Below are 21700 nucleotides of genomic sequence, written 5' to 3'. Positions count from 1 at the left end.
ACCCTACCGATTCGACCGTGGCCACTACTCAACTGTCGTTCATCCAGCGCCGTCTGCATATCGATCCGACCTTGTTGACGCCATTGCTGCTGCTCGCGGTCTTTGGCCTGATCGTCCTCTACAGCGCGTTTGGAGCGCAGATCGATCAGATCGACAAGCAAGTGGTACGGCTGGGCATCGCGTTCGGCGTGCTGTTTGCGGTCGCGCAAATACCTCCGAGACAGCTGCGACGCTGGGCGCCCTGGTTCTATGGGCTTAGTCTACTGTTACTGTTCAGCGTGCTCCTGTTCGGTGTCGCCGGAGGCGGTGCTAAGCGCTGGCTGGATCTGGGAGTGGTGCGCTTTCAGCCCTCGGAAATGATGAAACTCGCCTTGCCCATGATGCTGAGCGCATTTCTTGGTGCCAGGGATCTGCCCCCTCATTGGGGTCGTCTTGCCATCAGCCTGCTCCTCATCGTCGTACCGGCAGGGGTAATCGCCATCGAACCCGATCTCGGCACCGCCTTGCTGGTAACCCTATCCGGCCTCTCCGTACTCTTCCTGGTCGGACTCGCCTGGTGGGTGATTTTGACCATGATCATTACCATGGCAGCGAGCGCCCCGCCGTTATGGTTTCTCTTGTTACACGATTATCAGCGCGAGCGGGTGTTGACCTTCCTTGATCCGACGCGTGACCCTCTCGGCACCGGCTACCACGTCATCCAATCGAAGATCGCCATCGGCTCGGGCGGTCTGTACGGCAAAGGCTGGCTCAACGGGAGCCAAGCGCATCTAAGCTTCCTACCGGAGCAACACACCGATTTCGTCTTCGCCGTGCTCGCCGAAGAGTTTGGGTTCATCGGTGTCATCCTGTTACTGGTGCTCTATTTTATGGTGATCGCCCGCGGCCTACATATCGCCTCGCATGCCCAGGACAATTATGGCCGGCTGCTTGCCGGCAGTATCGTGCTGACCTTCTTCATCTACTTCTTTGTGAACATCGGCATGGTATCGGGGTTGCTGCCTGTGGTAGGACTGCCACTGCCACTGATCAGCTATGGCGGAACCTCCATAGTGACCCTACTGGCTGCCTTCGGTATGCTCATGTCCATCCATACGCATCGACGTCTATGGGTGTCGTGAGCCAGCACGGGATGTCGAGGGGGCAACCTGGAATTGCGACGCTATCTGTCAGCGCAGCGGACCTAATACTACCGCACTCAATGCAGTGAACCAGCGCGGCGAGGATTGCACTGCGCGGCGCAACCCAGGGTGGTCATGTGGCAAGGAGAACAGGCTTGTCTATAAAAAAATGCTATCCGCACATCCTGAATGGGCTTTTATCCATACTGCTCTGGGCGATCCTGGTCAGTATCGCCCATGCCGACACGAACACATCGGATACCAAGGCCTTCGGACGCTTCGCCGACCAGATGGCCAGCCGGCACGGCTTCGATGCTCGGGAAATCGAGCACCTCCTTGCGCAAAGCGCGCGCCAGGATGACATACTGACCGCAATCGCCAAACCAGCGGAAGCGCTGCCCTGGCATCGTTACCGACCGATTTTCCTGCAGCAATCCAGAATCCGTCAGGGCGTGACCTTCTGGGAGCAAAACCAAGTCGTGCTCGAACGAGCGGCGCAGCAGTATGGAGTCCCCCCCCAGATTATTGTCGCCATTCTCGGCGTTGAAACCCGTTACGGGCGCTACCGTGGCAAGCACCGAGTTATCGACGCCCTACGCACGCTCGCCTTCGATTATCCACCGCGCAGCAAATTCTTTCGAAGCGAGCTGGAACAATACCTGTTGCTCTCCCGGGAAGAAGGCTTCGACCCGCTGCAGCCCAAAGGCTCCTACGCCGGGGCCATGGGTATACCGCAGTTCATCAGCAGCAGCTACCGTGTGTATGCCGTTGATTTCAACCGCGACGGCCACCGTGACCTGTGGGATCAGCCCGAGGATGCCATCGGCAGCGTTGCCAACTACTTCAGGAAGCACGGTTGGCGGCACAGCGAGAACGTAGCTGTGCCAGCGAATGTGGCCACTGAGCTCCCACGCCGCCAAGCAGCGCGGCAACTCAAGGCCGATAGCAGCGTGGCTGAGCTGCGCAAACGTGGGGTAGTCCCCAAGCATACACTCTCCGCCGAGCAGCCGGCTGGCCTGGTCATTCTCGAGGGTAAGGAGGGCCCCGAATACTGGGTCGGGCTACCCAACTTCTATGTCATCACACGCTATAACCACAGTGCGCTCTATGCCATGGCCGTTTATCAATTGAGCCGGGCAATCTCCCAACGGCACGAGACGGGCCGATGACACAGCCGCCGCGCTGGTTGACCGCTTTGCTCTTCGGTTTGGCGACCACCGGCTGCAGTCTCAACCCTGAAAACGGATCGAGCCGTTCGAGCGTCAAGACAGGCAGCTACGTGGTGCACGGTCAACGCTACCATGTCCTGCGTAGCGCCGATGGTTTCGTCCAACACGGTATCGCTTCCTGGTATGGCCGCAAATTTCACGGCCGACGCACCTCCAGCGGCGAGCTTTATAACATGTATGCCATGACGGCCGCTCATAAGCGCCTACCCATCCCCAGCCGGGTCGAAGTAACCAACCTGACAAACGGGCGGCACGCGGTGGTGCGCATCAATGATCGAGGTCCATTCGTGCGCAATCGCATCATCGATCTTTCCTATGCAGCGGCCAAGCAGCTCGACATGCTCAATGAGGGCATTGCAACGGTGGAGATCCGTGCCCTGAGCGCCAGGCCAACCCAGGCGAGTGAGCGACACCCAAGCGCCGCCCCTCAGGCGCCCGCAGCCGTCCCCGTGAGTGCCATTGACGCTCAACGCGACGCGGTATTTTATGTCCAAGCGGGAGCATTTACTGATCAAGCGAACGCCTATCGGCTACAAGGACAACTCGAGACCGGCCAATTCACAACTCCGATACGGGTGGAGCCTATTCAGCGTGGGCGGAACAAATACTACCGGGTAAGGCTGGGCCCATTGCGCAGCCGTGAAGCGGCCGTCCGGCTTGCCCAACAATTGGCTGACTATGGTGTCGACGATGCACACATGGTCGATTCGCCCTAAATTCGATTCGGTCAGCGGCGCCGGCTGCGGCGACGATGGGGCGGGCTGCATCCGCTAGCGCTACGCCGCAACCTGTTGCTGAATTCGGTCTTTGCTTGAGGAATCCAAAACTCGGGCCGAACCGATGAATTTTCGCTCAACACCGAATCATTGCGGACTAACGTGCCGGTCTAACAACAAACGAACCTTCGAGCAACCTCCACACAGCGAACCAAATTATGCAGGCAATCAGGTTATTGATTATCCTAATCGTACTCAACACAGCGCTGATCGCCGCTGCCGCCACACCACAGCCACAGGCCATTCCCGTACCGTCACCACCCACCCTAGGTGCGGACAGCTACATCCTAATGGACCACGACAGCAATCAGGTGCTAGTCGAGGTCAACGTCGATAAACGTCACGATCCGGCGAGTCTAACTAAGATGATGACTGCTTATGTGGTCTTCAGTGAGCTAAAATCCAAGCACATTGCCATAGACGATCAGGTCACCGTGAGCGAAAAGGCGTGGCGCGAGCCCGGCTCGCGTATGTTCATCGAAGTCGGCGACAAAGTCCCGGTCAAAGCGTTACTCCAGGGTATGATCGTGCAATCCGGCAACGACGCCAGCGTGGCGCTCGCCGAGCACGTGGCCGGCAACGAATCGACCTTCGCGCAAGTCATGAACCAATACGCTCGCACGTTGGGTATGGAGCACACCCACTACGTCAACGCCACCGGATTGCCGGATCCGAAGCACTACACGACGGCGCATGACACCGCCCTTCTCTCGCAGGCACTCATGCGTGACTTCCCTCAATATCATTCCATGTTCGCCGAAAAGAAATACACCTACAACGGAATCGAGCAGTACAATCGAAACAAGTTACTCTGGCGCGATCCTTCGGTGGACGGACTCAAAACCGGCCACACCGAAGCGGCTGGTTATTGCCTTGCCTCCAGCGCCGAGCGCGATAACATGCGCTTGATCTCTGTGGTCATGGGCGCAGGCAGTGAGGAAGCGCGGCTCAGTGACACCCAGGCCCTGCTCAATTACGGCTTCCGCTTCTTTAAGACACACCTCCTGTACCAGGCCGGTCAGAGCCTTACCAAGGCCCGAGTATGGAAAGGCGCGCTCGAGATGCTGCCGCTTGGCTTGACCCATGACCTTTTCGTAACCATCCCCGAGCACCAGTATGACAACCTCAAGGCCTCTATGAATGTGGACAACTTGCTCATGGCGCCAGTGACGCGCGGCGAGCAATACGGCAAGGTCAATGTACAGCTCAACGGTCAGACGATTTCTTCGGAGCCGCTCGTGGCACTCGAGGACATCTCCGAAGGCGGCATATGGCGGCGCATGACCGACGAGGTTTTGCTCATACTGCAATAGCGCAGAGAGCTTCTAGACTGAAAACAAGGCGATGGTGGAGGCAAACCAATTACAGATGATGGCAACTGCGGGGTTGCGCGTGCGCGAACTCGGACGGGTCGAATACGAGCCAACCTGGCGCGCCATGCAGGCCTTCACGGCGGACCGTAGTGCGGACACCGAAGACGAGCTGTGGCTTCTCGAACATCCGCCCATTTTCACTCTAGGGGTGAGCGGCAAACGAGAGCATATTCTAACGCCCGGCGCGATACCCGTACTGGCGGTGGACCGCGGCGGACAGGTCACTTATCATGGTCCGGGACAAGTGGTGGCCTATACACTGGTCGACTTGCGACGCCGGGACATCGGGGTGCGTAGTATAGTCTCGGCATTGGAAAATACGGTAATTCGAGTGCTTGCCGGCCACGGCATTGCCGCCCATGCGCGCCGCGAGGCCCCCGGTGTCTATGTCGGTGCGGCCAAGATTGCGGCCGTCGGGCTACGGGTGCGGCGCGGCTGCACATACCATGGCCTTGCATTCAATGTCGCGATGGAGCTGGAGCCCTTCAGCCGAATCAACCCTTGCGGCTATCCCGGACTGGCGGTGACGGACCTACGTGAACAAGGTGTGGAACTGTCGCTGGATGCGGTGGGCCAGTCAGTGGCCCGAGCGCTGGCAAATGAGCTCAGCGCAGCGCGTGTACGTTCGGTTAATGTCTAAAATCTAAGGGAGTTCTTATATGGACTCCCTAATAATCTCTGGTGGCGCAACGTCGCGAGTCGTTGTTGCCGCGTATCGAACCACTGCTGCGGCCGGCCCTATTGGATTGGCCATGTTAGAGCGGAACCATACAGCGGCGGTTAAGTAAGTATACGTATCGTGAGCCCCGTAGAAATACGGCAACCCCCCTATTACTCGCGGCAGATGAGTATCGATTCACCGAGATGACCACGTTCAACCGTCAACCGACAATCCACGGCGTCAGAACACTACCGACATTTTTCATCGTCGGCGCGCCCCGCTGCGGCACCACCGCAATGAGCCGCTATCTCAGCAAACACCCCAAAATATGTTTCGCACGCCCTAAGGAGCCACATTTTTTTACCTCGCCCCTGGCCACCTCGGATACCTTAAATCTGCAACGGGACTACATCGAGCGCTTCTATGGCCATTGCAGCCATGAAAACCGCATTCTCGGCGAGGGTTCCGTATCATATCTTTACTCGAAAGACGCCCTCGAGCATATCCTCCGGATCAACCCAAACGCGCGCTTCATTGTGATGCTGCGCTCGCCGGTGGCGATGCTCCAGTCATATCACGCCCGCTTGCTTTATATTTTGCAAGAGGATGTCGGTGACTTCCGCCAAGCCTGGCAGTTGCAGAGTCTACGCGCCCAGGGCCGCCGAGTACCGCCCACCTGCAGCGACCCGCGGCATCTGCAGTATACCGAGATCGGTCGCCTGGGAAGTTACCTGGAGCAGATCTTCAGCCTCGCAGGCCGACAACGCTGTCATGTCATTGTGTTCGATGATTTCATCAGCGACCCTTCGACCACGTACCGAGGAGTGCTGAGCTTTATCGGCGCCAAGGACGATGGCCGCAGTGTATTCTCCCCAGTAAGGAGCAACCGCCGATACCGTTCCCGATGGCTACAACGTCTGGTAAAACGGCCACCCACCCTGTTCGTTGGGGGAGTGCATCCACACGCCCCCAAAAGCGAACGCAAACGCTCGCTGCTCAAGCGAGCGCAAAAGCGCTTACAAAACTGGAATACGATCAACGAACCACGAGCGAAGCTCGACTCGCGGATGCACCGGGAGCTGGCGCAGACTTTTCGCGGCGAGATCATGAAGCTCTCGGAGCTGCTGGAACGGGATCTTTCGCACTGGGTCGACGGCTAAAACCGCCCGGTCCATACGGAGGGTGGGGCACGCCGCATGCCTTGCTCCGGCAACTTCAGCGCCGTCCTGGCCGAGACGCGCGAAGCTCGGCGTCCAAACTCGCAAGTCGCTCCGGGGTACCGGCATCCCGCCATCGACCTCGATAATGCGCGGCGCTCACCTGACCCCGTGCAGCGGCCTGGCGTAGCAACGGCGCCAAGCGAAAAGCCCCGGCGCAAGCCCGATCGAACAGCTCGCGTCGGTAACAGCCGATGCCGGCAAAGGTCAAACGCCGAGTGCAAGGCGGCTCGACTACGCGGTCTCCGAGCAGCGCGAAGTCGCCGTGTGGGTGGTGCGGCGGATTATCCACTAGAATCAGGTGCGCCAAAGCAGTCGGCTCGGTCGGCAAATCCTGCAACGGGAAATCGCTCCAAATATCCCCGTTCACGACCCAAAAAGAATCGGCGCCGAGCAACGGCAGCGCACGCTGTATGCCGCCACCGGTTTCCAATGCGCTCTCGCCCTCATCCGAAATCCGGATCTCAATTCCCCAGCGCGCGCCATCGCCAAGGTAGTGGACGAGTTTTGTACTCAGCCAAGCTACGTTGACCACCACCGTGTCCACACCGGCGCGCGCAAGCGCCGTCAGCTGGTAGTCGATCAAAGGCCGGCCGGCGACCGCTAGCATCGGTTTGGGGAGGCGATCGGTTAGCGGACGCATACGCACGCCCCGGCCGGCGGCCAAAATCATGGCTCTCACAGCCGCGGCTTTTGCGAGCCCTGCCGCTGCTGCAGGCCATCGAGCAGCTTCAGCAACGCACCAAGTTCCGAGTAACGTGCAGCCACCGTGCGCACGTAGTCAAAAAAGCGCGGCGCCTCAGCCAGATAACGGGACTTGCCGTCGCGGTAGTACAGACGGGCGAAAATACCGATGACCTTTAGATGACGCTGTACGCCCATCCAGTCCAACTGCCGCACGAACTCATCGTCGTCGACCGCTATCGGAACCCCCTCAAGGCGCGCGCGAGTAGCATAATAGCGCAGCCACCGTGTCTCCAACCTCGGTTCCCAGGAGATGAAGGCATCCCGCAGCAGCGAAGCGATATCGTAGGTTACCGGTCCATAGACAGCGTCCTGGAAATCGATGACCCCGGGATTGGGCTCACAGTACATCAGATTGCGCACCATGTAATCGCGATGCACATATACGCTCGCTTGTTCAAGTGCACTGTCGATAAGTCGAGCGCAGACCTCTTGCCAGCCATCCCGCTCCGTGGCGCTGAGTTCCAACCCCAAATGCCGAGCGAGGTACCAGTCCGGGAATAGATCCAGCTCCCGTTGCAGCAGATCCCGACTGTAGGAAGGCAACCGCCCCGGTTCGCTCGCCAGCTGCCAGCGAATCAGCGCATCGATTGCATCCGTGAACAGCGCGTCGGCATCATTGTAGGCGATTGCGTCGAGATAGCTCTCCCGCCCCAGATCGGCGAGCAACAAAAACCCTTGCACACGCTCTTGCTCCAAAACGGCTGGAGCGTTGATACCTGCCTCGCGGAGCAACTTCGCCACCGCCACGAAGGCGTGACAATCCTCATGGGCCGGCGGCGCATCCATGGCGATATACGTCGTCTTTGCCAAATGCACCCGAAAATAGCGCCGGAAGCTGGCATCGTTGGCGATCGGTTCGAGTGACCGCAGCCGCAGCCCCAGATCGTGAGCAAGCCATTGCTTTAGTCTAACAAGTCGCTCGTCTGCAACCGGTCCCGATCCTGTCGTGCCCATCCGTATCACCGTGCAACTGGCAAACAACAGTGCGTGCTGTACGCAAGCAATGCAATCATCCGATAATCCGCCCCTTTATCGGCCGGGTTTCATGCGGACGCGGCAGGGCATGGATATGAGCTGTGGCTCGCCGTCCAAGCGGGCGGCCGTCAATTGCCCCCCCCAGAGACAGCCGGTATCGATCGCCAGCAACCCAGCCTCACGCCGCAGCCCCAAAGTCGACCAGTGGCCGCAGATCACGGTTATCGCTTGCTGTCGAAAACGGCGATCTGGGATGGCGAACCATGGGTAGTAGCCACTGGGCGCGGTTTCGGGAGCGCCTTTATAGTCGAACAGCAGCGCTCCGTCGGCAGCACAATAGCGCATACGAGTAAAGGCATTGGTAATGAAGCGCAATCGGTCCCAACCCCGCAAGCTATCATGCCAACGGGCCGGTCGATCGCCATAGATATGCCGGAAGAAATCGCCGAGATCGGGCCCCTTCAGCGCGGTCTCGAGCTCACGTGCGCACGACCGCGCCTCGCCCAACGTCCAGGATGGGAGAATGCCGGCATGCACCAAAACGTAAGGAGAGCCGGGCTCTTCATAGAGCAGTGGCTGATGCCGCAGCCATTGCATGAGCTCCTCACTATCAGGTGCTTCTAGAACAGAGCGAAGATTGTCGCCTTGTTTAATTTCCCCGGGGCCAGCCCATACGGAAAGCAAATGCAGGTCATGATTACCGAGCACCACTTGGGCCCGCTCTCCCAATGAGTAGATATAGCGCAACACCTCCAGGGATTGGGGCCCTCTGTTTACCAGATCCCCGGTGAACCAGAGCCGATCACGTGCGCTTTGGAAGTCGATGCGATCGAGCAAAGCACGCAAGGATTCATAGCATCCTTGAATATCCCCGATGGCGTAGACAGCCACTTGCAATTGCTCCTGGCACTCTTTATGTAAACCCGCGAACCGCTCAATGCACAGTGCGAGGATCGGCCAGGCGGAATGCATCGATTGCGGCGTCGAACTCGACCCCATCCGAGGCCTGCAGGCGATAGCTACCATGCATAGTGCCCACCGGGGTTTCAATTACAGTGCCGCTGGTATATTTAAAACTCTCCCCTGGGGCAATCAGGGGTTGCTGGCCGATCACGCCCTCGCCCCGCACCTCGCGCACTCTACCCTCGGCATCCGTAATGACCCAATGGCGACTGAGCAGCGTTACATCCACAACACCCGTATTACGGATAATCACCGTGTATGCAAAGGCATAACGTCGCTCCGTCGGATTGGACTGCGTCGGCAGATAGACGGCATCCACTTTAACGTCCACAGCATAGCGCCCCCGATCGGTCACAAAATCACCACCTTCGTCAAAGTTTGCACGAAATAGCCAATATTAGCGTTGCACGCAGGCAGCGAAAACCGCTCAGGTTTCTCATTATGTGATGCGCCTGGCAAGTTAAATCGCCTCATCGTAGTACTTAGAATCGTCCCGCCGGTGACCTGCGCGCTTGATTACTCCGAATCTGTTGGATTGAGGGCCTCGCACGGGGCTTTCGATTGCCGCTGAATCTCGCATACGTAGGAAGAGAAGCTTTTGATTCAAACATCTAAGTCGCTATGCTCTTAGGGGCGTATTTCCCGGGCTGCGCTTAGCCATCACTTCGGCCAACCGCAGATAATGATCGAGGTCGATCGTTTCGGCGCGGGCCGAAGGCTCGATGCCGGCCGCTTTGATCTGCTGCTCCGAGATCATTCCCCGCAGAGCGTTGCGCAGAGTTTTGCGCCGCTGGCCGAATGCACGTGCTACGACCTCAGCCAAACGGGGCTCATCATCCCATGTCCCGCGGGGTGGCCTGGACAGGGGGGTTAGGCGAACCCAACTAGAGGTCACTTTGGGAACGGGACGAAACGCGTTGGGCAAGACGTCGAACAGCGGCTCGACCCGACAACGGTATTGAATCATGACCGAGAGCCGGCCATAGCTGGCCTGACCGGCACCGGCTGCCATTCGCTCCACCACCTCTTTTTGCAGCAGAAAGTGGGCATCCTCCAGATGCTCCGCGAAGCCAGTGACATGAAACAGTAATGGCGTGGCAATATTGTAAGGGAGATTACCGATCACTCGCAGCTTTTCCGGACCCTGACGAAAGCAGGCAAAATCCAAGCCGAGCGCATCGGCCTGGATAATTTCGAGCTCTCCAGCACCATCGCAGCAACGCCGCAAGGGTTCGATCAAATCGCGGTCGAGTTCGATGGCCACCAGCGCGCGCGCGCGCTCCAGCAGCGGTCGAGTAAGCGCACCCAAGCCTGAACCGATCTCGATGCAACATTGTCCTGGGCGCGGATCGATCGAGTCGACCATCCGATGCAGGATACTTGGGTCATGCAAGAAATTCTGCCCGAAACGCCGGCGCGCGCGATGCTGACTCATGGGAACGAATGGTAAGGTTGGGCGGTGCGGTGAAGCCGAGCCAGTTCACTGGCGATGCGTACCGCCTCGCGCAGGCTGCCCTCCTCTGCCCGGCCAGTGCCCGCCAAATCGAGTGCAGTGCCATGATCCACCGAGGTGCGCACGATCGGCAGCCCCAAGGTAAGGTTCACGGCGCGCCCAAAGCCGGCATATTTGAGCACGGGCAAACCCTGATCATGATACATTGCAAGCACGGCATCGGCCGCCTCGAGACGCCGCGGCGTGAACAGCGTATCCGCGGGCAACGGCCCTTCGAAATCCAAACCCTCCGCGCGCAAGCGCGCCAACACCGGCTGAATGACCTCGATCTCCTCGCGCCCTAGATAACCGTGCTCGCCCGCGTGCGGATTGAGGCCGGCTACCAAAATGCGTGGTCTGTCGATGCCAAAGCGAATACGCAATTCCCGCTCCAGGATACGGGCAACCCGCTCCAGATGCGAGTCGGTGATCGCATCCCCCACCTCTCGTAGGGGCAGATGAGTGGTGACCAGCGCCACACGCAGTCGCCCCGCCATCAGCAGCATCACCGGCTGGATCGCCCCGGTCAGCTCGGCAAAAAACTCCGTATGGCCGCTAAATGGCACACCCGCCCGGTTGATGATGCCTTTATGAACCGGCGCCGTAACCACCGCGTCAAAGAGGCCCTCCAGGCAGCCACGGCCAGCACGCTCGAGTGTCTCCAGTACATAGTGGGCATTGGCTGGGGCAAGCTGTCCCGGTGTTACTGCAGAGCGCAGCTTGACCGGCAGCACGCTGATCTGGCCTTGGCGATCTGTCACCACGCCATCGGGCCGAAAAATCCGGGTCTCCAAACACAGACCAATCGCCTTCGCCCGCTCGCTGAGTAGCGTCGAATCTCCTACCGCTACCAGCTGGCAAGCCGGCGGCGGCTGCTGGGCGAGCATCGCAGTGAGATCCGGTCCGATTCCCGCCGGCTCACCAGTAGTCAATGCAATGCGGGGGCAGCGGTCGCGTTGGTCCAGCGCCATGGTTGATTAGCTCTGCAGCCGGAGATCGACGTAGGCCTCTTCGCGGAGCTGTCGTAACCACAGCTGGGTCTCATCCTGCAGCTTGCGGTTTTGAATCTGCTGAGCGGCTTGCTCTCGGCGATAGGCCTCCGTGGTATCTTGCTTGCGTCGATTCAAGACCTGCACGATGTGCCATCCATAGCGGGTATGGAACGGCTGGCTGATTTCGTCCGGTTGCAGACTGTCCATGACCTGCTCGAAGGTGGCAACCATACGGCCGGGGTCGACCCAACCGAGGTCACCGCCTTGAAACGCGGAGGTCGAGTCGTCCGAGTGCGCCTTGGCGAGCGCCGCAAAGGAGTCTCCATTTTCGATTCGCTTGCGCAGGGATTCAAGGCGGCGGCGCGCGTCCCGGTCGCTTACGACAGCATTCGTCTCGATCAGAATATGCCGGGCGTGGGTTTGCGTAATGATATGGCGTTCGCCCTCGCGCCGAGCGAGCAGCTTGAAGATATGAAAACCACTTGGGCTGCGCAGCACCGGGGTAACCTTGCCCACCGGCAACCCGCTGATCAGCTCGGCTATGAGGGTGGGTAGCTCGCCTTGCTTGCGCCAACCGAGATCACCCCCTTGCAGGGCTGTTTGGCTATCGGAGTAAGACGCCGCTAAAGTCTCGAAACTCGCCTCCTGCTCCAACTGCCGATGGATACGCTCGGCCTTGTCGCGGGCTTGGGCGATGGTTTGCGGTGAGGCGGCATCCGGCAAAGCAACCAAGATATGCCCCAAATGATACTCAGCAGACTGTCCACCACGTTGCTGAGCTACGAACTGGGCGATCTCCTGCGGAGTGACGTTAATTCGGCTCTGCATCACCTGGTGTCGCAATCGAGAAATGATGATCTGGTCGCGCAGCTTGTCACGAAAGTCTTCCCAGCCGATCGCCTCGGCCGCTAGCGCATCCCTGAACTGTGAGAGCGTCATCTGATTCTGCTCCGCGACACGGCGTACGGCGGCATCCAAAGTAGCGTCATCTACGGAAATTCCGGTGCGGGAGGCGGCATCCAGCTGCAGTTTTTTCAGGATGAGCTGTTCGAGCACTTGGTGTTGCAAGTTTCGGGGATCCGGTAGTTGCATGTCCTGGCGCTGCAACTGTTGGCGTACGATGATAAGCTCTTCTTTGAGCTCGGACTGCAGCACTACACTATCATTGACAACTGCAACGATACGATCGAGAACTTGCGCCGCCAGGAGGGGAGTCTGCGCCTCGATGAACACGACCAGGGCGAGGAATATTATGAGCGAGCGCACGCGTGTCTTCATCGGCACGATTTCTCCGGGGAACACTTTACGGACACTGAGAGTAAATGCCTCTACTACTCTGCAGTAGCGGTTCGCAGTCAATGGATGAATTCATTCGCCTGATTAAGCAGACAACGACGGCCGCACCACGAAATTCCACACATTTTTCAGCAACAACTGGATATTAAGATTATCGGCTCAAGATGAGGAGCGGAAGCCCGGGATGGCCTTACGAAGGAACTTCGGAACCTCATCGCCCAACGCCCCCAGCCCTTTGAGTTCGAACTGCAGTAAATATCCGGTTTGCAGCTGCGCGGACCCGATTTGCCGCTGCCTGGAACCACGGCTGCGGTTTGCCTGGAACTGCCGAAACAACCCACGAACCGCATAACAGCAACTGTTGAACTCCAGGCCGGCAAAACGTTCCTGGGTTTGGCCGTTCAGGAACGAATAATTCCAGCCACCGACGACTTGCCAGTTTGTCCCGACTGGAAAAGCAACACTGCCTTCCGCCTCTGAAAGAACTCTTTGGCCATTGTTTTTTTGAAGGCGGTAGGCGAGATTGAGCACGCGCCCATTCCCTCCCAGAAATTGAAGCTGGGAAGTTAGCCTTTGGTTGTCCGTCCCGCCAGGATTCCAGCGATAATCCACCCACGCGTTCATTAGCCCCGGCACCCCGGTGCGCAGTTCCGTGATGTAATCCGAACTGTGCGCCGATTCTTCGGCCATTCCCGGTAGTGTGACGGTGCGGTCATCGAAATAGAAGATCTGGCCTATGGAAAAGCGCAGGTACTCGAAGCCGGAAGCAGCCGAGAGCACTCGGCTGCTCAGGGCTGCGGTAAGTTGGTTGGCGTCGCCCATCCGGTCGGGACCCGTGAAACGGTTTGTCTCGAAGAGCTGCGAGAAGGTAAACGTGGCCTGTGCCGTTTCGAACACCGGCAAATCATCCTGGTTATCCCTGGCCACATATAGATAATACAGCCTCGGCTCCAGGGTATGGGTAAGAGCGTTGCCGAACAGCTTGAGCTCGCGCTCCAGAAACAGCCCACTATCTACACTGTAAATCGGCAGCCCCCGTGATGGGCGATCTGGCAATGTCGGATCCGGTCGATCGAGGCGATAAGCCGTATAACGGTAGGCGATGGCGGGTTCGATAAAATAACCAAGTGTTCTAAACGGCACGCTGAGCCGAGGCATGACATCAATACGGGAGCCGGTATCGAGCACGTCCGACTCGGAGTGTTGGAAACGCACCGCCTCCGTTGCGAGCCGAAACCGCACTGGCAGCCCTGTCAAGCTGGGGGAATAACCAATGCGAATACTCGGCACGGTCGAAAACGGCTCATTACGTGGCGCCAAGTTCTGCGCGATCGGCTGCCAACTTTGTGCTTGCACGCTTACGCTCCAGTCGCGGAAATTCAGGCTCGCATCGGCGCGGCTGGGTAGCGCGACGTTGGAGCTTTGTTGCAGATTGGTACTGAAATCGTTGAGGTATTGCTTGTCGCTGACACGGTTTACATCGAGGTGAGCCTGCAAGTGGCGACCGGCATGCAGCGCATGGTCGAGATCGAGCAGCCAGCGGTTTTTACCGGCCGCCCTATCGTTGGGTAGAAAATCAAATTGGCTGCGCCCGTTCGCGCTTGGCAATAGGTAGCGAAATTCGGTGCCGAACCGTAGACCACGCTCGGCGAAGACCGTCGGAGTGAAGGTGGCGTCGTAATTGGGCGCGATATTCCAATACCAGGGTACTCCGAACTGCAACCCCCCCTGGCTGGAGCTGCCGATGGCCGGCATCAGAAAACCGGTTTTGCGCTTTTCTCCCACCGGAAAGCTCAAGTACGGCGCATAAGCGAATGGTATGCCATGGAAGCTGAGCCAGACATTGCGTGCAGTACCCCGATGCTCAGCCTCGTCAATGGTGAGTGAGCCGCTGTGCAGCCACCAATCCTCCGCGCCGGGCCGACAAGTGCTGAAACGGGCGTTTTGGTAGTTCGTGCGATCCGGATTCTCTATTTCTGCGCGGGTGGCATCACCATGCATATGCCCTTCTTCGATTCGGTAACGCAACTGAGTGAATTCACCGGAATTGGTGTTGAGATTGAAGTGCCCGCGCTCGCCCGCAACGGTCGCACCGGATTGCTGATAATAGACGTCGCCCTCGGCATCGACGCGCCCAGTCTGCGCATTGTAATGCATGCGATCGGCTTTGAGACGCTGATCGGCCCGGGTGATCACCGACCGGCCAAACAAAGTATACTCGCCGCTGCGGACGTCATGGCGAGCCGTGTCGGCTTCGATATGCAGCGCGGTATTCGGTGCGTTGCGAAGACTTGGGTCGCCAAGCGGCGGTGGCGTCAATGGCCCACCGCACAGCCCCCAATGCCCACTCGGTGGACGGGCTGGCACGACTTTCCCGAACAGGAACAAACCGGACAAAGCTAGGGTCGTCAAATATCGCGATAGCTTGGCAGATGTCACGCTGTCCTCTCCGCGGGGCCTAACCATCGCATAGCTCGCATGGGCCTGCAACGGCAGGTGACTGCTCTGCGTACAGTTGCGGCTTCCGCACGAACCGCCCGGCGCGCCAGGATCGTGCGTTGTGCTGCAACATGACGAGGCCAAACGACCCGGGTAGTCAGGCAGGCGTCGGGCTCCACTGCATTAATCACCATTGCATCCATCATTTGAATGCCGGGCCGCACTGCTTTTTCAATAAAAACATCAATGCGTTGCGGGATATGCCAAGCCAGCCGCCACGGAGTCACAAATCGTACAGCTTGCCCGGATACAATCGGATGGCTACATTGGCTCGGTTTTTTTAAAATGATGGCGCGAACGCGGATACAAAACATGAACGACGTGGCTGTACCCGGTGGAGACGGCGTGTTTCAATGGTTGGTTCGGGTCTACTATGAGGATACCGACAGTGGCGGTGTGGTATACCACACCAGCTACCTCAGGTTCATGGAGCGGGCGCGCACCGAGTGGCTGCGGGCCCTTGGCTTTGAACAGGACTGGCTGCGCCGTGAATTCGGCGTTTTGTTCACGGTCCGATCTGTGCGAATCGAGTTCCAAAAGCCCGCCTTCTTCAACGATCAGCTGGCTGTCGACACTTGGGCAGTCCACCACCGCCGCGCCGGCTTGCGTTTCGCGCAACATATCCGGCAAGTGCAAAGTGGTAGTGGAGAGAAGGCGGTTTTATGTCGGGCGGATATCGAGATCGTCTGTGTCGACAGTCAGAATCTCCGGCCACGCCCCGTACCCAGCGCCATCGTTGCGGAGCTAATCAATGTCGGCTGACCTTTCCATAGCCGGTTTGGTCCTAAATGCAAGCCTCATCGTGCAGTTTGTTTTGCTGATTCTGCTTGGCGCATCGATCAGTTCTTGGACCTTGATCTTCCGAAAATGGCAGACAATCGGCCAGGCGCAAAGCGGAGCGAATGCATTCGAAGATCGTTTCTGGTCCGGGGGCAACCTTGCGGAGATCTACGCCCAAGTGAGTCAGCCCCATGAGCAAGCGGGAGGATTGGAGCGTATATTTCGGGCTGGCTTCCGCGAGTTTACCCGCATGCGTAAACAAGGTAGTAATCCCGAATCCGTCGTGGATGCATCTCATCGGGCTATGCGCGTATCTCTGCAACGCGAAATCGATATCCTTGAAAGCTATGTCCCATTCCTCGCCACGGTTGGCTCTACCAGCCCTTATATCGGCCTGTTTGGTACTGTATGGGGCATCATGAACGCATTTCTTGCCCTCGGTAACATGCAACAGGCAACGCTCACCACCGTCGCGCCCGGTATAGCCGAGGCTCTAGTGGCAACAGCGATGGGACTTTTCGCCGCGATCCCCGCCGTGATCGCCTACAATCGCTACGCGAGCCAGATTGAGCGGCTCACCAATCACTACGAGATCTTCATGGAGGAGTTCGCAAGCATTCTGCAACGCCATGTGCATAGCCCGCCCCTGGCCACTAAAGCCGCACCGGCGGAGTAAATTTGAGGAGGTCGCCGGGTGCGAGGTTCGACTGCAGTGAACCCGCGGCGTTATCGCCGCCGCGTATTGGCCGAGATTAACGTCGTACCCTATATCGACGTCTCTCTCGTATTGCTGGTCATTTTCATGGTCACGGCCCCCTTGCTCTACCAAGGGGTGAAGGTGAATCTGCCACAAGCCAACGCCGAACCGATACCACCTCAACAAGATGAGCCGCTCATCGTTGGGCTGGATCGAGACGGCAACTACTACCTCAACATCGGTGAGAACCCCAAGGCCGCACTGACCGCCATGAGCATGCTGACGAAGGTCGCCGCCGTTATGCGCCAACGACCTAAAACCCAGGTTCTAATCCGCGGCGATAAGCAGGTGGCATACGGCAAAATCGTGGTAATGATGGCCCAATTGCAGCAAGCCGGAGTCGCTCGGGTCGGGCTCATGACGCATCCCCCCATGGAGCGCTAATGGGCAACCACGCGCGCACTTGGCTCTATGTCGGCTGTTCCCTGGCAGTGCATGCCATCGTGCTGTTGTTGTTGATTCTAAGCTTCTCCTTCTCGCCCACGCCCCCCCCCACACCGATACCTAGCTCGCAAGCCATTCAGGCGGTTGCGATTGACGAACAGGCGGTACAGACAGAAATCCAACGTATGCAGGCTCAAAACCAGAAGCAACAAAGCAGCAAAACGCAGAAAATGGCGCAGTTGGAGGAACAGACTCGCCAGCTTGAGCAGCAGCGCACGCAGAAGCAGCGCGCACTGACCGAACTCGAGAAACAACGCGAGCAACTCCAACAGCGACAGCAATCGCTGGCGGCGCAGCATGAGGCCGAACAGCAGCGGCTCGCCAAGCTCAAAGCACAGCGCGCGAGAACAGAACAGCAATTGGCCGAGCAGCGTAAGCAGCAGGCTAAAACCGAGGCACAGGCAGAAGAGCGGCGCCGCCAGGAGCAGAAAAAAGCCCAAGAGGCCGCAGCCGAGGCCGAACGCAAGGCTGAGCAGCAACGGCTTGCCCGCGAAAAACAGAGAGAAACGCAGCGCCGTGAGGCGGCCTTGGAACGCAAGCTGGCTGAGGAGGCCGCCGCCCGTGCGCATGCCCGCAAGGTGGCCGCGGCTAAGAACGATTATATTCCGGCGATACAGCGCAACGTAACACAAAACTGGCTACGCCCCGTTGGTATCCCACGTGGGCTGTCCTGTGTCATCCACGTGCGCATGGGCGCGGGCGGCATCGTATTGGATGCGCGGGTGGTGCAATCGAGTGGCAACACCGCATTCGATCACTCTGCTGAAACCGCCGTGCGCAAAGCCTCACCGCTTCCCGTGCCAAACGATCCCGCCATCGCCGCCGCGTTTCGTGACCTCAGTTTCGAATTTCAACCAAGCTCCTAGGTATCGCTTCATGAAGCTCATGCGGACACTTGTCCTCGGTTTGCTAATGCTATTGGTATCCACCCAAGTGCCGGCGCAGCTGACCATACAGATCACGGGGGGAGCCGAAGGCGCTTTACCGATCGCCCTTGTCCCCTTCCGGGTCGAAAACGGTGTCCCGGCCCCGCCCGAAGAAATGATCACCATCATTCGGGATGATCTCTACCGAACGGGACTGTTGCAACCGCTGCCTCGAAAGGATCTCATCGCCCACCCCGCCACGCTGGAAGAGGTGAATTTCCAGAACTGGCGAGTGCTCGGGGTCGACAATTTAGTGGTGGGCGCTCTGGCATCAGACCCGGATAGCGGCTATCACGGCTATCAGGTAAGCTTCGAGCTACTGGATGTTTACAAGGCGAACCGGTTGACGGGCAAACGCTATCGCGTGCGGCCCGATGCGCTGCGCACTTTGGGGCATACCATCAGCGATATCATTTTTCAAAGCCTGTTCGGCCGCCCTGGGGGCTTCAACACTCAGATCGCCTACGTGGAAATCGAGCGCAACGCCGACCAGCCGGTTCACAAGCTCATCGTTGCCGATGCCGATGGCCATAATCCACAGGTTATTTTAACCTCCAAAGCCCCCATCATGTCACCGGCCTGGTCACCGGATCGGCAGCGGATTGGTTACGTATCGTTCGAAAATGGGCGCTCCGAAGTCTATGTCCAAGAAGTGGCCAGCGGCAAACGCCGCACGGTGGCTTCGTTCAATGGCATCAACAGCGCCCCAGCCTGGTCTCCACAGGGCAACCGGTTGGCGCTGACGCTCTCCAAAGACGGTAACCCGGAAATTTATATTCTGGATCTTGCGAGCGAAAGCCTACGGCAAATCACCCACAATTCGAGCATAGACACCGAGCCGGTATGGACGCCGAACGGCCAGCAAATCATTTTCACATCGGATCGGGGCGGCAGCCCGCAAATCTATCGGCTTCCAAGCGCTGGGGGCAAAGCCGAGCGATTGACTTTCGAGGGAAGCTATAATGCCCGCCCTACACTCTCACCTGATGGTCGACTGCTGGCGCTGGTGCACCGCGAGGATGGCAAGTTCAAGATCGCCGTATTGGACCTACAGACTCGGCTGACGCGTGTACTAACGGATGGGCCACTTGATGAGTCGCCGAGCTTTGCACCGAACGGCGCTACGTTGTTGTACAGCAGTGTGCTCGGTGGCAAATCCGAATTAGCGACAGTTTCCATTTACGGCCGGGCCCATGAGCGTCTGGGGGTATTCAACAACGCTGTGCAGGAGCCCACGTGGTCACCTTTGTGAGCCGAATCGCATGCCTGGATCGCTCTGAAGCACAATCAAAGGAGAAGATAATGTGCCGGTTAAAATTCCAGATGGCTGCTCCATTCTTGGTTTTGTTGCTCATACTGAGTGGCTGTGCCACCACAGATAACGAGCAGGCTATAGGGGGACCCCCCATGAGCGAACGGGGTGGCGCATCCGCCACTGACGGATCGGGTATCGCGACCAGGGGTGCTCAAGGCGCCCAACCCTTCAAGGGCACGGAGTTGCAGGATCCAGCCAGCCCGCTTGCTAAACGGGTCATCTACTTCGATTTCGACAGCAATGTCGTCAAGTCGGAGTACATGCCCATCCTCAAGGCTCATGGCGAATATCTCTCCACTCACCCTGAAAACCAAGTGACCATCGAAGGCCATACTGACGAGCGTGGTTCCCGTGAATACAATCTGGCTTTGGGCGAGCGCCGCGCCAAAGCGGTGCAGCGAATTCTCGAACTCAACGGAGCGGCCAAGGAACAAATAAGCACCGTGAGCTATGGAGAGGAAAAACCGTTGGATCCGGGGCACACTGAAGCAGCCTTGACCAAGAACCGCCGCGCCTTGATCGTGTATCGCCAATAGTTATGAACAGTTCAACCAGACGCTCTTGGTGTGCCGGCAGTACTTTTATCGTATTGCTGGTAACGGCTGGTACAAGCTTCGCGCAAAGCCTTGATGAAAGGTTGACGCTTGTCGAGCATAAACTCGATAGTGCCGCGCTAGGTGAAATGGCTAATCAGATGGAAGCCCTGCACCAGCAAGTGCAAGATCTGCGCGGCGAGATTGAACGGATGCAACGCCAATTCCAGGAGATTAAAGGGCGCCAGCGCGACATCTACTCGGATGTGGATAGCCGCTTGCGCGAACTGGAACAAAGTGGCCCCGATCCGTCCTCGAAAAGGGAATCGAACTCGTCTGCTGCAAAAGCGCCCAAACGAGCGCATGGAGATAAGCCCCCCCCAACCGAGGGAGCCCCCGACCACGGCGTGACCCCAAACGGAGACGCGCAGCAGAAGAAGAACCAGCCAGCCGACGGCAACCAAACAAGGGGACAAAACGGCAACACGATTGACTCTAGCGAAGAGCAAACGGCTTACGAGCGAGCCTTCAATACACTTAGAGACGGTCGATATGCACGTTCACAGCAGGAATTCCACGAGTTTCTACACCATTATCCCGATAGCCAATATGCTGATAATGCACGTTACTGGTTAGGTGAATCCTACTACGTGGAACGGCACTTTGATCAGGCCATGCAGCAGTTCCAAAAGGTGCTGGACGATTTTCCCCACAGTGGCAAGCGGCCCGGTGCGCAGCTCAAGATCGGCTTCATACAACACGAGCAAGGCAAACTCGATCGAGCCCGAAAAACGCTCGGCAAGGTTATCCAGCGCTACCCGAACTCAACCGCTGCGAACCTGGCGCAGCAGCGCTTACGGCTTATCGGCAATGAACGGCAATAGGCGTCCGCACTGCCGACTCACCGAATAAGGAGCGTGTATAATGGGCGCTATGCCGAGCGTAGCCATGCGGCCACGGCCGGAAGCGCTCCGTGTGACCGAGATCTTCTATTCCCTACAGGGTGAGGCAGGCACTGTCGGTGCCCCTACGGTATTCGTGCGCCTTACGGGCTGCCCCCTTCGCTGCCATTACTGTGACACGGCCTACGCCTTTCACGGCGGCGAGAAAATGAGCATCATACGAATTCTCGATCGGGTTGGAGAACACGCGGCAAAATTCGTCACGGTCACCGGCGGCGAGCCGCTGGCTCAGAGAGGCTGTCTAACTTTGCTGAGCTCGCTGTGTGACCGAGGCTATCGGGTCTCACTCGAGACCAGCGGCGCTCTCGATGTGCAAGCAGTCGACCCCCGGGTCATCAAGGTGATGGATCTCAAGACCCCCGGTTCTGGGGAAGAGCGGCGCAACCGTTGGGAAAACCTAAACTATCTGCGACCACACGATGAGTTGAAATTCGTTATCTGCAACCGGCAGGATTATGATTGGGCACGCACCAAGGTGAGTGAACTGAAGCTCGGTGAGCGGTGGACGGTTTTTTTCTCCGCGAGCTATGGTGAACTCTCGTCGCGGCTGTTAGCCGACTGGATACTCGCCGACCACCTCAACGTGCGGCTGCAGATCCAGCTTCATAAATACCTCTGGGGCGATCAGCCGGGGCGCTGAGC

22 protein-coding genes are annotated in these 21700 nt (G+C 58.3%); 14 read left to right on the top strand and 8 right to left on the bottom strand.

The annotated features are described in order from the left end of the window. Nucleotides 1-17: 17 nt before the first annotated feature. The 6 genes from rodA to NB231_RS14855 all read left to right on the top strand — a co-directional run bounded on the left by rodA (nucleotide 18) and on the right by NB231_RS14855 (nucleotide 6320). Entirely contained in the window at nucleotides 18-1121 is a 1104-nt protein-coding gene (gene rodA, locus NB231_RS14880) for a rod shape-determining protein RodA (RefSeq protein WP_040664270.1), read from the top strand. Nucleotides 1122-1276: 155 nt separating this feature from the next. Beyond that, nucleotides 1277-2290: a lytic murein transglycosylase B gene (gene mltB, locus NB231_RS14875; RefSeq protein WP_005004440.1), complete on the top strand. Its 1014-nt coding sequence runs from the start codon at nucleotides 1277-1279 to the stop codon at nucleotides 2288-2290. Continuing rightward, nucleotides 2287-3066: a septal ring lytic transglycosylase RlpA family protein gene (locus NB231_RS14870; RefSeq protein ID WP_005004439.1), complete on the top strand. Its 780-nt coding sequence runs from the start codon at nucleotides 2287-2289 to the stop codon at nucleotides 3064-3066. The genes mltB and NB231_RS14870 overlap by 4 nt, the downstream gene beginning before the upstream one ends. A 218-nt stretch (nucleotides 3067-3284) precedes the next feature. Then, nucleotides 3285-4439 carry a D-alanyl-D-alanine carboxypeptidase family protein gene (locus tag NB231_RS14865; RefSeq protein ID WP_040662537.1) on the top strand — a complete coding sequence of 385 codons (1155 nt, stop codon included), beginning with the start codon at nucleotides 3285-3287 and terminating at the stop codon, nucleotides 4437-4439. Between the two features lie 55 nt (nucleotides 4440-4494). Beyond that, a complete protein-coding gene (lipB, locus tag NB231_RS14860) occupies nucleotides 4495-5139 on the top strand; it encodes a lipoyl(octanoyl) transferase LipB (RefSeq protein ID WP_040664255.1) in 645 nt (214 codons plus the stop codon). Between the two features lie 224 nt (nucleotides 5140-5363). Then, nucleotides 5364-6320 (top strand): sulfotransferase family protein, encoded by a 957-nt coding sequence (locus NB231_RS14855; protein WP_050756119.1) that lies wholly within the window; start codon nucleotides 5364-5366, stop codon nucleotides 6318-6320. A 55-nt stretch (nucleotides 6321-6375) separates the two neighbouring features. Here NB231_RS14855 and murU read toward each other — a convergent pair whose 3' ends face one another. From murU to NB231_RS14815, 8 genes are all read right to left on the bottom strand, one after another. After that, the gene (gene murU, locus NB231_RS14850; protein ID WP_040662533.1) at nucleotides 6376-7059 is read right to left on the bottom strand and encodes an N-acetylmuramate alpha-1-phosphate uridylyltransferase MurU; all 684 of its coding nucleotides are present in this window, start codon (nucleotides 7057-7059) and stop codon (nucleotides 6376-6378) included. Next, nucleotides 7056-8078 carry an aminoglycoside phosphotransferase family protein gene (locus NB231_RS14845; protein WP_005004431.1) on the bottom strand — a complete coding sequence of 341 codons (1023 nt, stop codon included), beginning with the start codon at nucleotides 8076-8078 and terminating at the stop codon, nucleotides 7056-7058. The genes murU and NB231_RS14845 overlap by 4 nt, the downstream gene beginning before the upstream one ends. A gap of 75 nt (nucleotides 8079-8153) precedes the next feature. After that, on the bottom strand, nucleotides 8154-9071 hold the full coding sequence (locus NB231_RS14840; RefSeq protein WP_005004429.1) for a symmetrical bis(5'-nucleosyl)-tetraphosphatase: 918 nt from the start codon (nucleotides 9069-9071) through the stop codon (nucleotides 8154-8156). Next, nucleotides 9034-9417, bottom strand: a complete 384-nt coding sequence (gene apaG, locus NB231_RS14835; RefSeq protein ID WP_005004428.1) for a Co2+/Mg2+ efflux protein ApaG — start codon at nucleotides 9415-9417, stop codon at nucleotides 9034-9036. The genes NB231_RS14840 and apaG overlap by 38 nt, the downstream gene beginning before the upstream one ends. Before the next feature lie 264 nt (nucleotides 9418-9681). Beyond that, nucleotides 9682-10497 carry a 16S rRNA (adenine(1518)-N(6)/adenine(1519)-N(6))-dimethyltransferase RsmA gene (gene rsmA / locus NB231_RS14830; protein ID WP_005004427.1) on the bottom strand — a complete coding sequence of 272 codons (816 nt, stop codon included), beginning with the start codon at nucleotides 10495-10497 and terminating at the stop codon, nucleotides 9682-9684. Beyond that, nucleotides 10494-11525: a 4-hydroxythreonine-4-phosphate dehydrogenase PdxA gene (gene pdxA / locus NB231_RS14825; protein ID WP_005004426.1), complete on the bottom strand. Its 1032-nt coding sequence runs from the start codon at nucleotides 11523-11525 to the stop codon at nucleotides 10494-10496. Before pdxA ends, rsmA begins: the two co-directional genes overlap by 4 nt. Nucleotides 11526-11531: 6 nt before the next feature. After that, a complete protein-coding gene (locus tag NB231_RS14820) occupies nucleotides 11532-12824 on the bottom strand; it encodes a peptidylprolyl isomerase (protein ID WP_005004425.1) in 1293 nt (430 codons plus the stop codon). A 177-nt stretch (nucleotides 12825-13001) separates the two neighbouring features. After that, nucleotides 13002-15281 (bottom strand): LPS-assembly protein LptD, encoded by a 2280-nt coding sequence (locus tag NB231_RS14815; protein ID WP_198007312.1) that lies wholly within the window; start codon nucleotides 15279-15281, stop codon nucleotides 13002-13004. A 372-nt stretch (nucleotides 15282-15653) separates the two neighbouring features. On the opposite strand from NB231_RS14815, the gene ybgC reads away from it, so the two are divergent. The 8 genes from ybgC (at nucleotide 15654) to queE (ending at nucleotide 21698) form a co-directional block, all read left to right on the top strand. Then, entirely contained in the window at nucleotides 15654-16103 is a 450-nt protein-coding gene (ybgC, locus tag NB231_RS14810; RefSeq protein ID WP_005004423.1) for a tol-pal system-associated acyl-CoA thioesterase, read from the top strand. Continuing rightward, the gene (gene tolQ / locus NB231_RS14805) at nucleotides 16093-16797 is read left to right on the top strand and encodes a protein TolQ (RefSeq protein WP_005004422.1); all 705 of its coding nucleotides are present in this window, start codon (nucleotides 16093-16095) and stop codon (nucleotides 16795-16797) included. Before ybgC ends, tolQ begins: the two co-directional genes overlap by 11 nt. An 18-nt stretch (nucleotides 16798-16815) precedes the next feature. After that, complete coding sequence (tolR, locus tag NB231_RS14800) at nucleotides 16816-17262, top strand: protein TolR (RefSeq protein WP_232210491.1); 447 nt, start codon at nucleotides 16816-16818, stop codon at nucleotides 17260-17262. Then, nucleotides 17262-18188 carry a cell envelope integrity protein TolA gene (gene tolA / locus NB231_RS14795; RefSeq protein WP_005004419.1) on the top strand — a complete coding sequence of 309 codons (927 nt, stop codon included), beginning with the start codon at nucleotides 17262-17264 and terminating at the stop codon, nucleotides 18186-18188. The genes tolR and tolA overlap by 1 nt, the downstream gene beginning before the upstream one ends. A gap of 19 nt (nucleotides 18189-18207) precedes the next feature. After that, nucleotides 18208-19500, top strand: coding sequence for a Tol-Pal system beta propeller repeat protein TolB (gene tolB, locus NB231_RS14790; RefSeq protein ID WP_332247713.1), 1293 nt, complete (start codon nucleotides 18208-18210; stop codon nucleotides 19498-19500). Between the two features lie 155 nt (nucleotides 19501-19655). Further along, on the top strand, nucleotides 19656-20099 hold the full coding sequence (pal, locus tag NB231_RS14785) for a peptidoglycan-associated lipoprotein Pal (protein WP_005004412.1): 444 nt from the start codon (nucleotides 19656-19658) through the stop codon (nucleotides 20097-20099). A 2-nt stretch (nucleotides 20100-20101) separates the two neighbouring features. Further along, on the top strand, nucleotides 20102-20980 hold the full coding sequence (ybgF, locus tag NB231_RS14780; RefSeq protein WP_040662530.1) for a tol-pal system protein YbgF: 879 nt from the start codon (nucleotides 20102-20104) through the stop codon (nucleotides 20978-20980). A 40-nt stretch (nucleotides 20981-21020) separates the two neighbouring features. After that, a complete protein-coding gene (gene queE / locus NB231_RS14775) occupies nucleotides 21021-21698 on the top strand; it encodes a 7-carboxy-7-deazaguanine synthase QueE (RefSeq protein WP_005004408.1) in 678 nt (225 codons plus the stop codon). Nucleotides 21699-21700 lie beyond the last annotated feature (2 nt).

The sequence above is a fragment of the Nitrococcus mobilis Nb-231 genome, assembly GCF_000153205.1.
GTDB classification, from domain to species: Bacteria; Pseudomonadota; Gammaproteobacteria; order Nitrococcales; family Nitrococcaceae; genus Nitrococcus; species Nitrococcus mobilis.
The sequence above is the reverse complement of the archived record's forward strand: the minus strand, read 5'-3'. Positions and strand labels throughout refer to the sequence as shown.

Excerpts from the sequence above, each read along its gene's own strand:
- lipB (WP_040664255.1), top strand. The coding sequence starts at position 4,495 with ATGATGGCAACTGCGGGGTTGCGCGTGCGCGAACTCGGACGGGTCGAA.
- tolA (WP_005004419.1), top strand. The coding sequence starts at position 17,262 with ATGGGCAACCACGCGCGCACTTGGCTCTATGTCGGCTGTTCCCTGGCA.
- ybgF (WP_040662530.1), top strand. The coding sequence starts at position 20,102 with ATGAACAGTTCAACCAGACGCTCTTGGTGTGCCGGCAGTACTTTTATC.
- pal (WP_005004412.1), top strand. The coding sequence starts at position 19,656 with ATGAGCGAACGGGGTGGCGCATCCGCCACTGACGGATCGGGTATCGCG.
- ybgC (WP_005004423.1), top strand. The coding sequence starts at position 15,654 with ATGAACGACGTGGCTGTACCCGGTGGAGACGGCGTGTTTCAATGGTTG.
- NB231_RS14870 (WP_005004439.1), top strand. The coding sequence starts at position 2,287 with ATGACACAGCCGCCGCGCTGGTTGACCGCTTTGCTCTTCGGTTTGGCG.
- NB231_RS14820 (WP_005004425.1), bottom strand. The coding sequence starts at position 12,824 with ATGAAGACACGCGTGCGCTCGCTCATAATATTCCTCGCCCTGGTCGTG.
- tolB (WP_332247713.1), top strand. The coding sequence starts at position 18,208 with ATGCGGACACTTGTCCTCGGTTTGCTAATGCTATTGGTATCCACCCAA.
- tolQ (WP_005004422.1), top strand. The coding sequence starts at position 16,093 with ATGTCGGCTGACCTTTCCATAGCCGGTTTGGTCCTAAATGCAAGCCTC.
- NB231_RS14855 (WP_050756119.1), top strand. The coding sequence starts at position 5,364 with ATGACCACGTTCAACCGTCAACCGACAATCCACGGCGTCAGAACACTA.
- NB231_RS14865 (WP_040662537.1), top strand. The coding sequence starts at position 3,285 with ATGCAGGCAATCAGGTTATTGATTATCCTAATCGTACTCAACACAGCG.
- NB231_RS14845 (WP_005004431.1), bottom strand. The coding sequence starts at position 8,078 with ATGGGCACGACAGGATCGGGACCGGTTGCAGACGAGCGACTTGTTAGA.
- pdxA (WP_005004426.1), bottom strand. The coding sequence starts at position 11,525 with ATGGCGCTGGACCAACGCGACCGCTGCCCCCGCATTGCATTGACTACT.
- NB231_RS14840 (WP_005004429.1), bottom strand. The coding sequence starts at position 9,071 with ATGCATTCCGCCTGGCCGATCCTCGCACTGTGCATTGAGCGGTTCGCG.
- rsmA (WP_005004427.1), bottom strand. The coding sequence starts at position 10,497 with ATGAGTCAGCATCGCGCGCGCCGGCGTTTCGGGCAGAATTTCTTGCAT.
- queE (WP_005004408.1), top strand. The coding sequence starts at position 21,021 with ATGGGCGCTATGCCGAGCGTAGCCATGCGGCCACGGCCGGAAGCGCTC.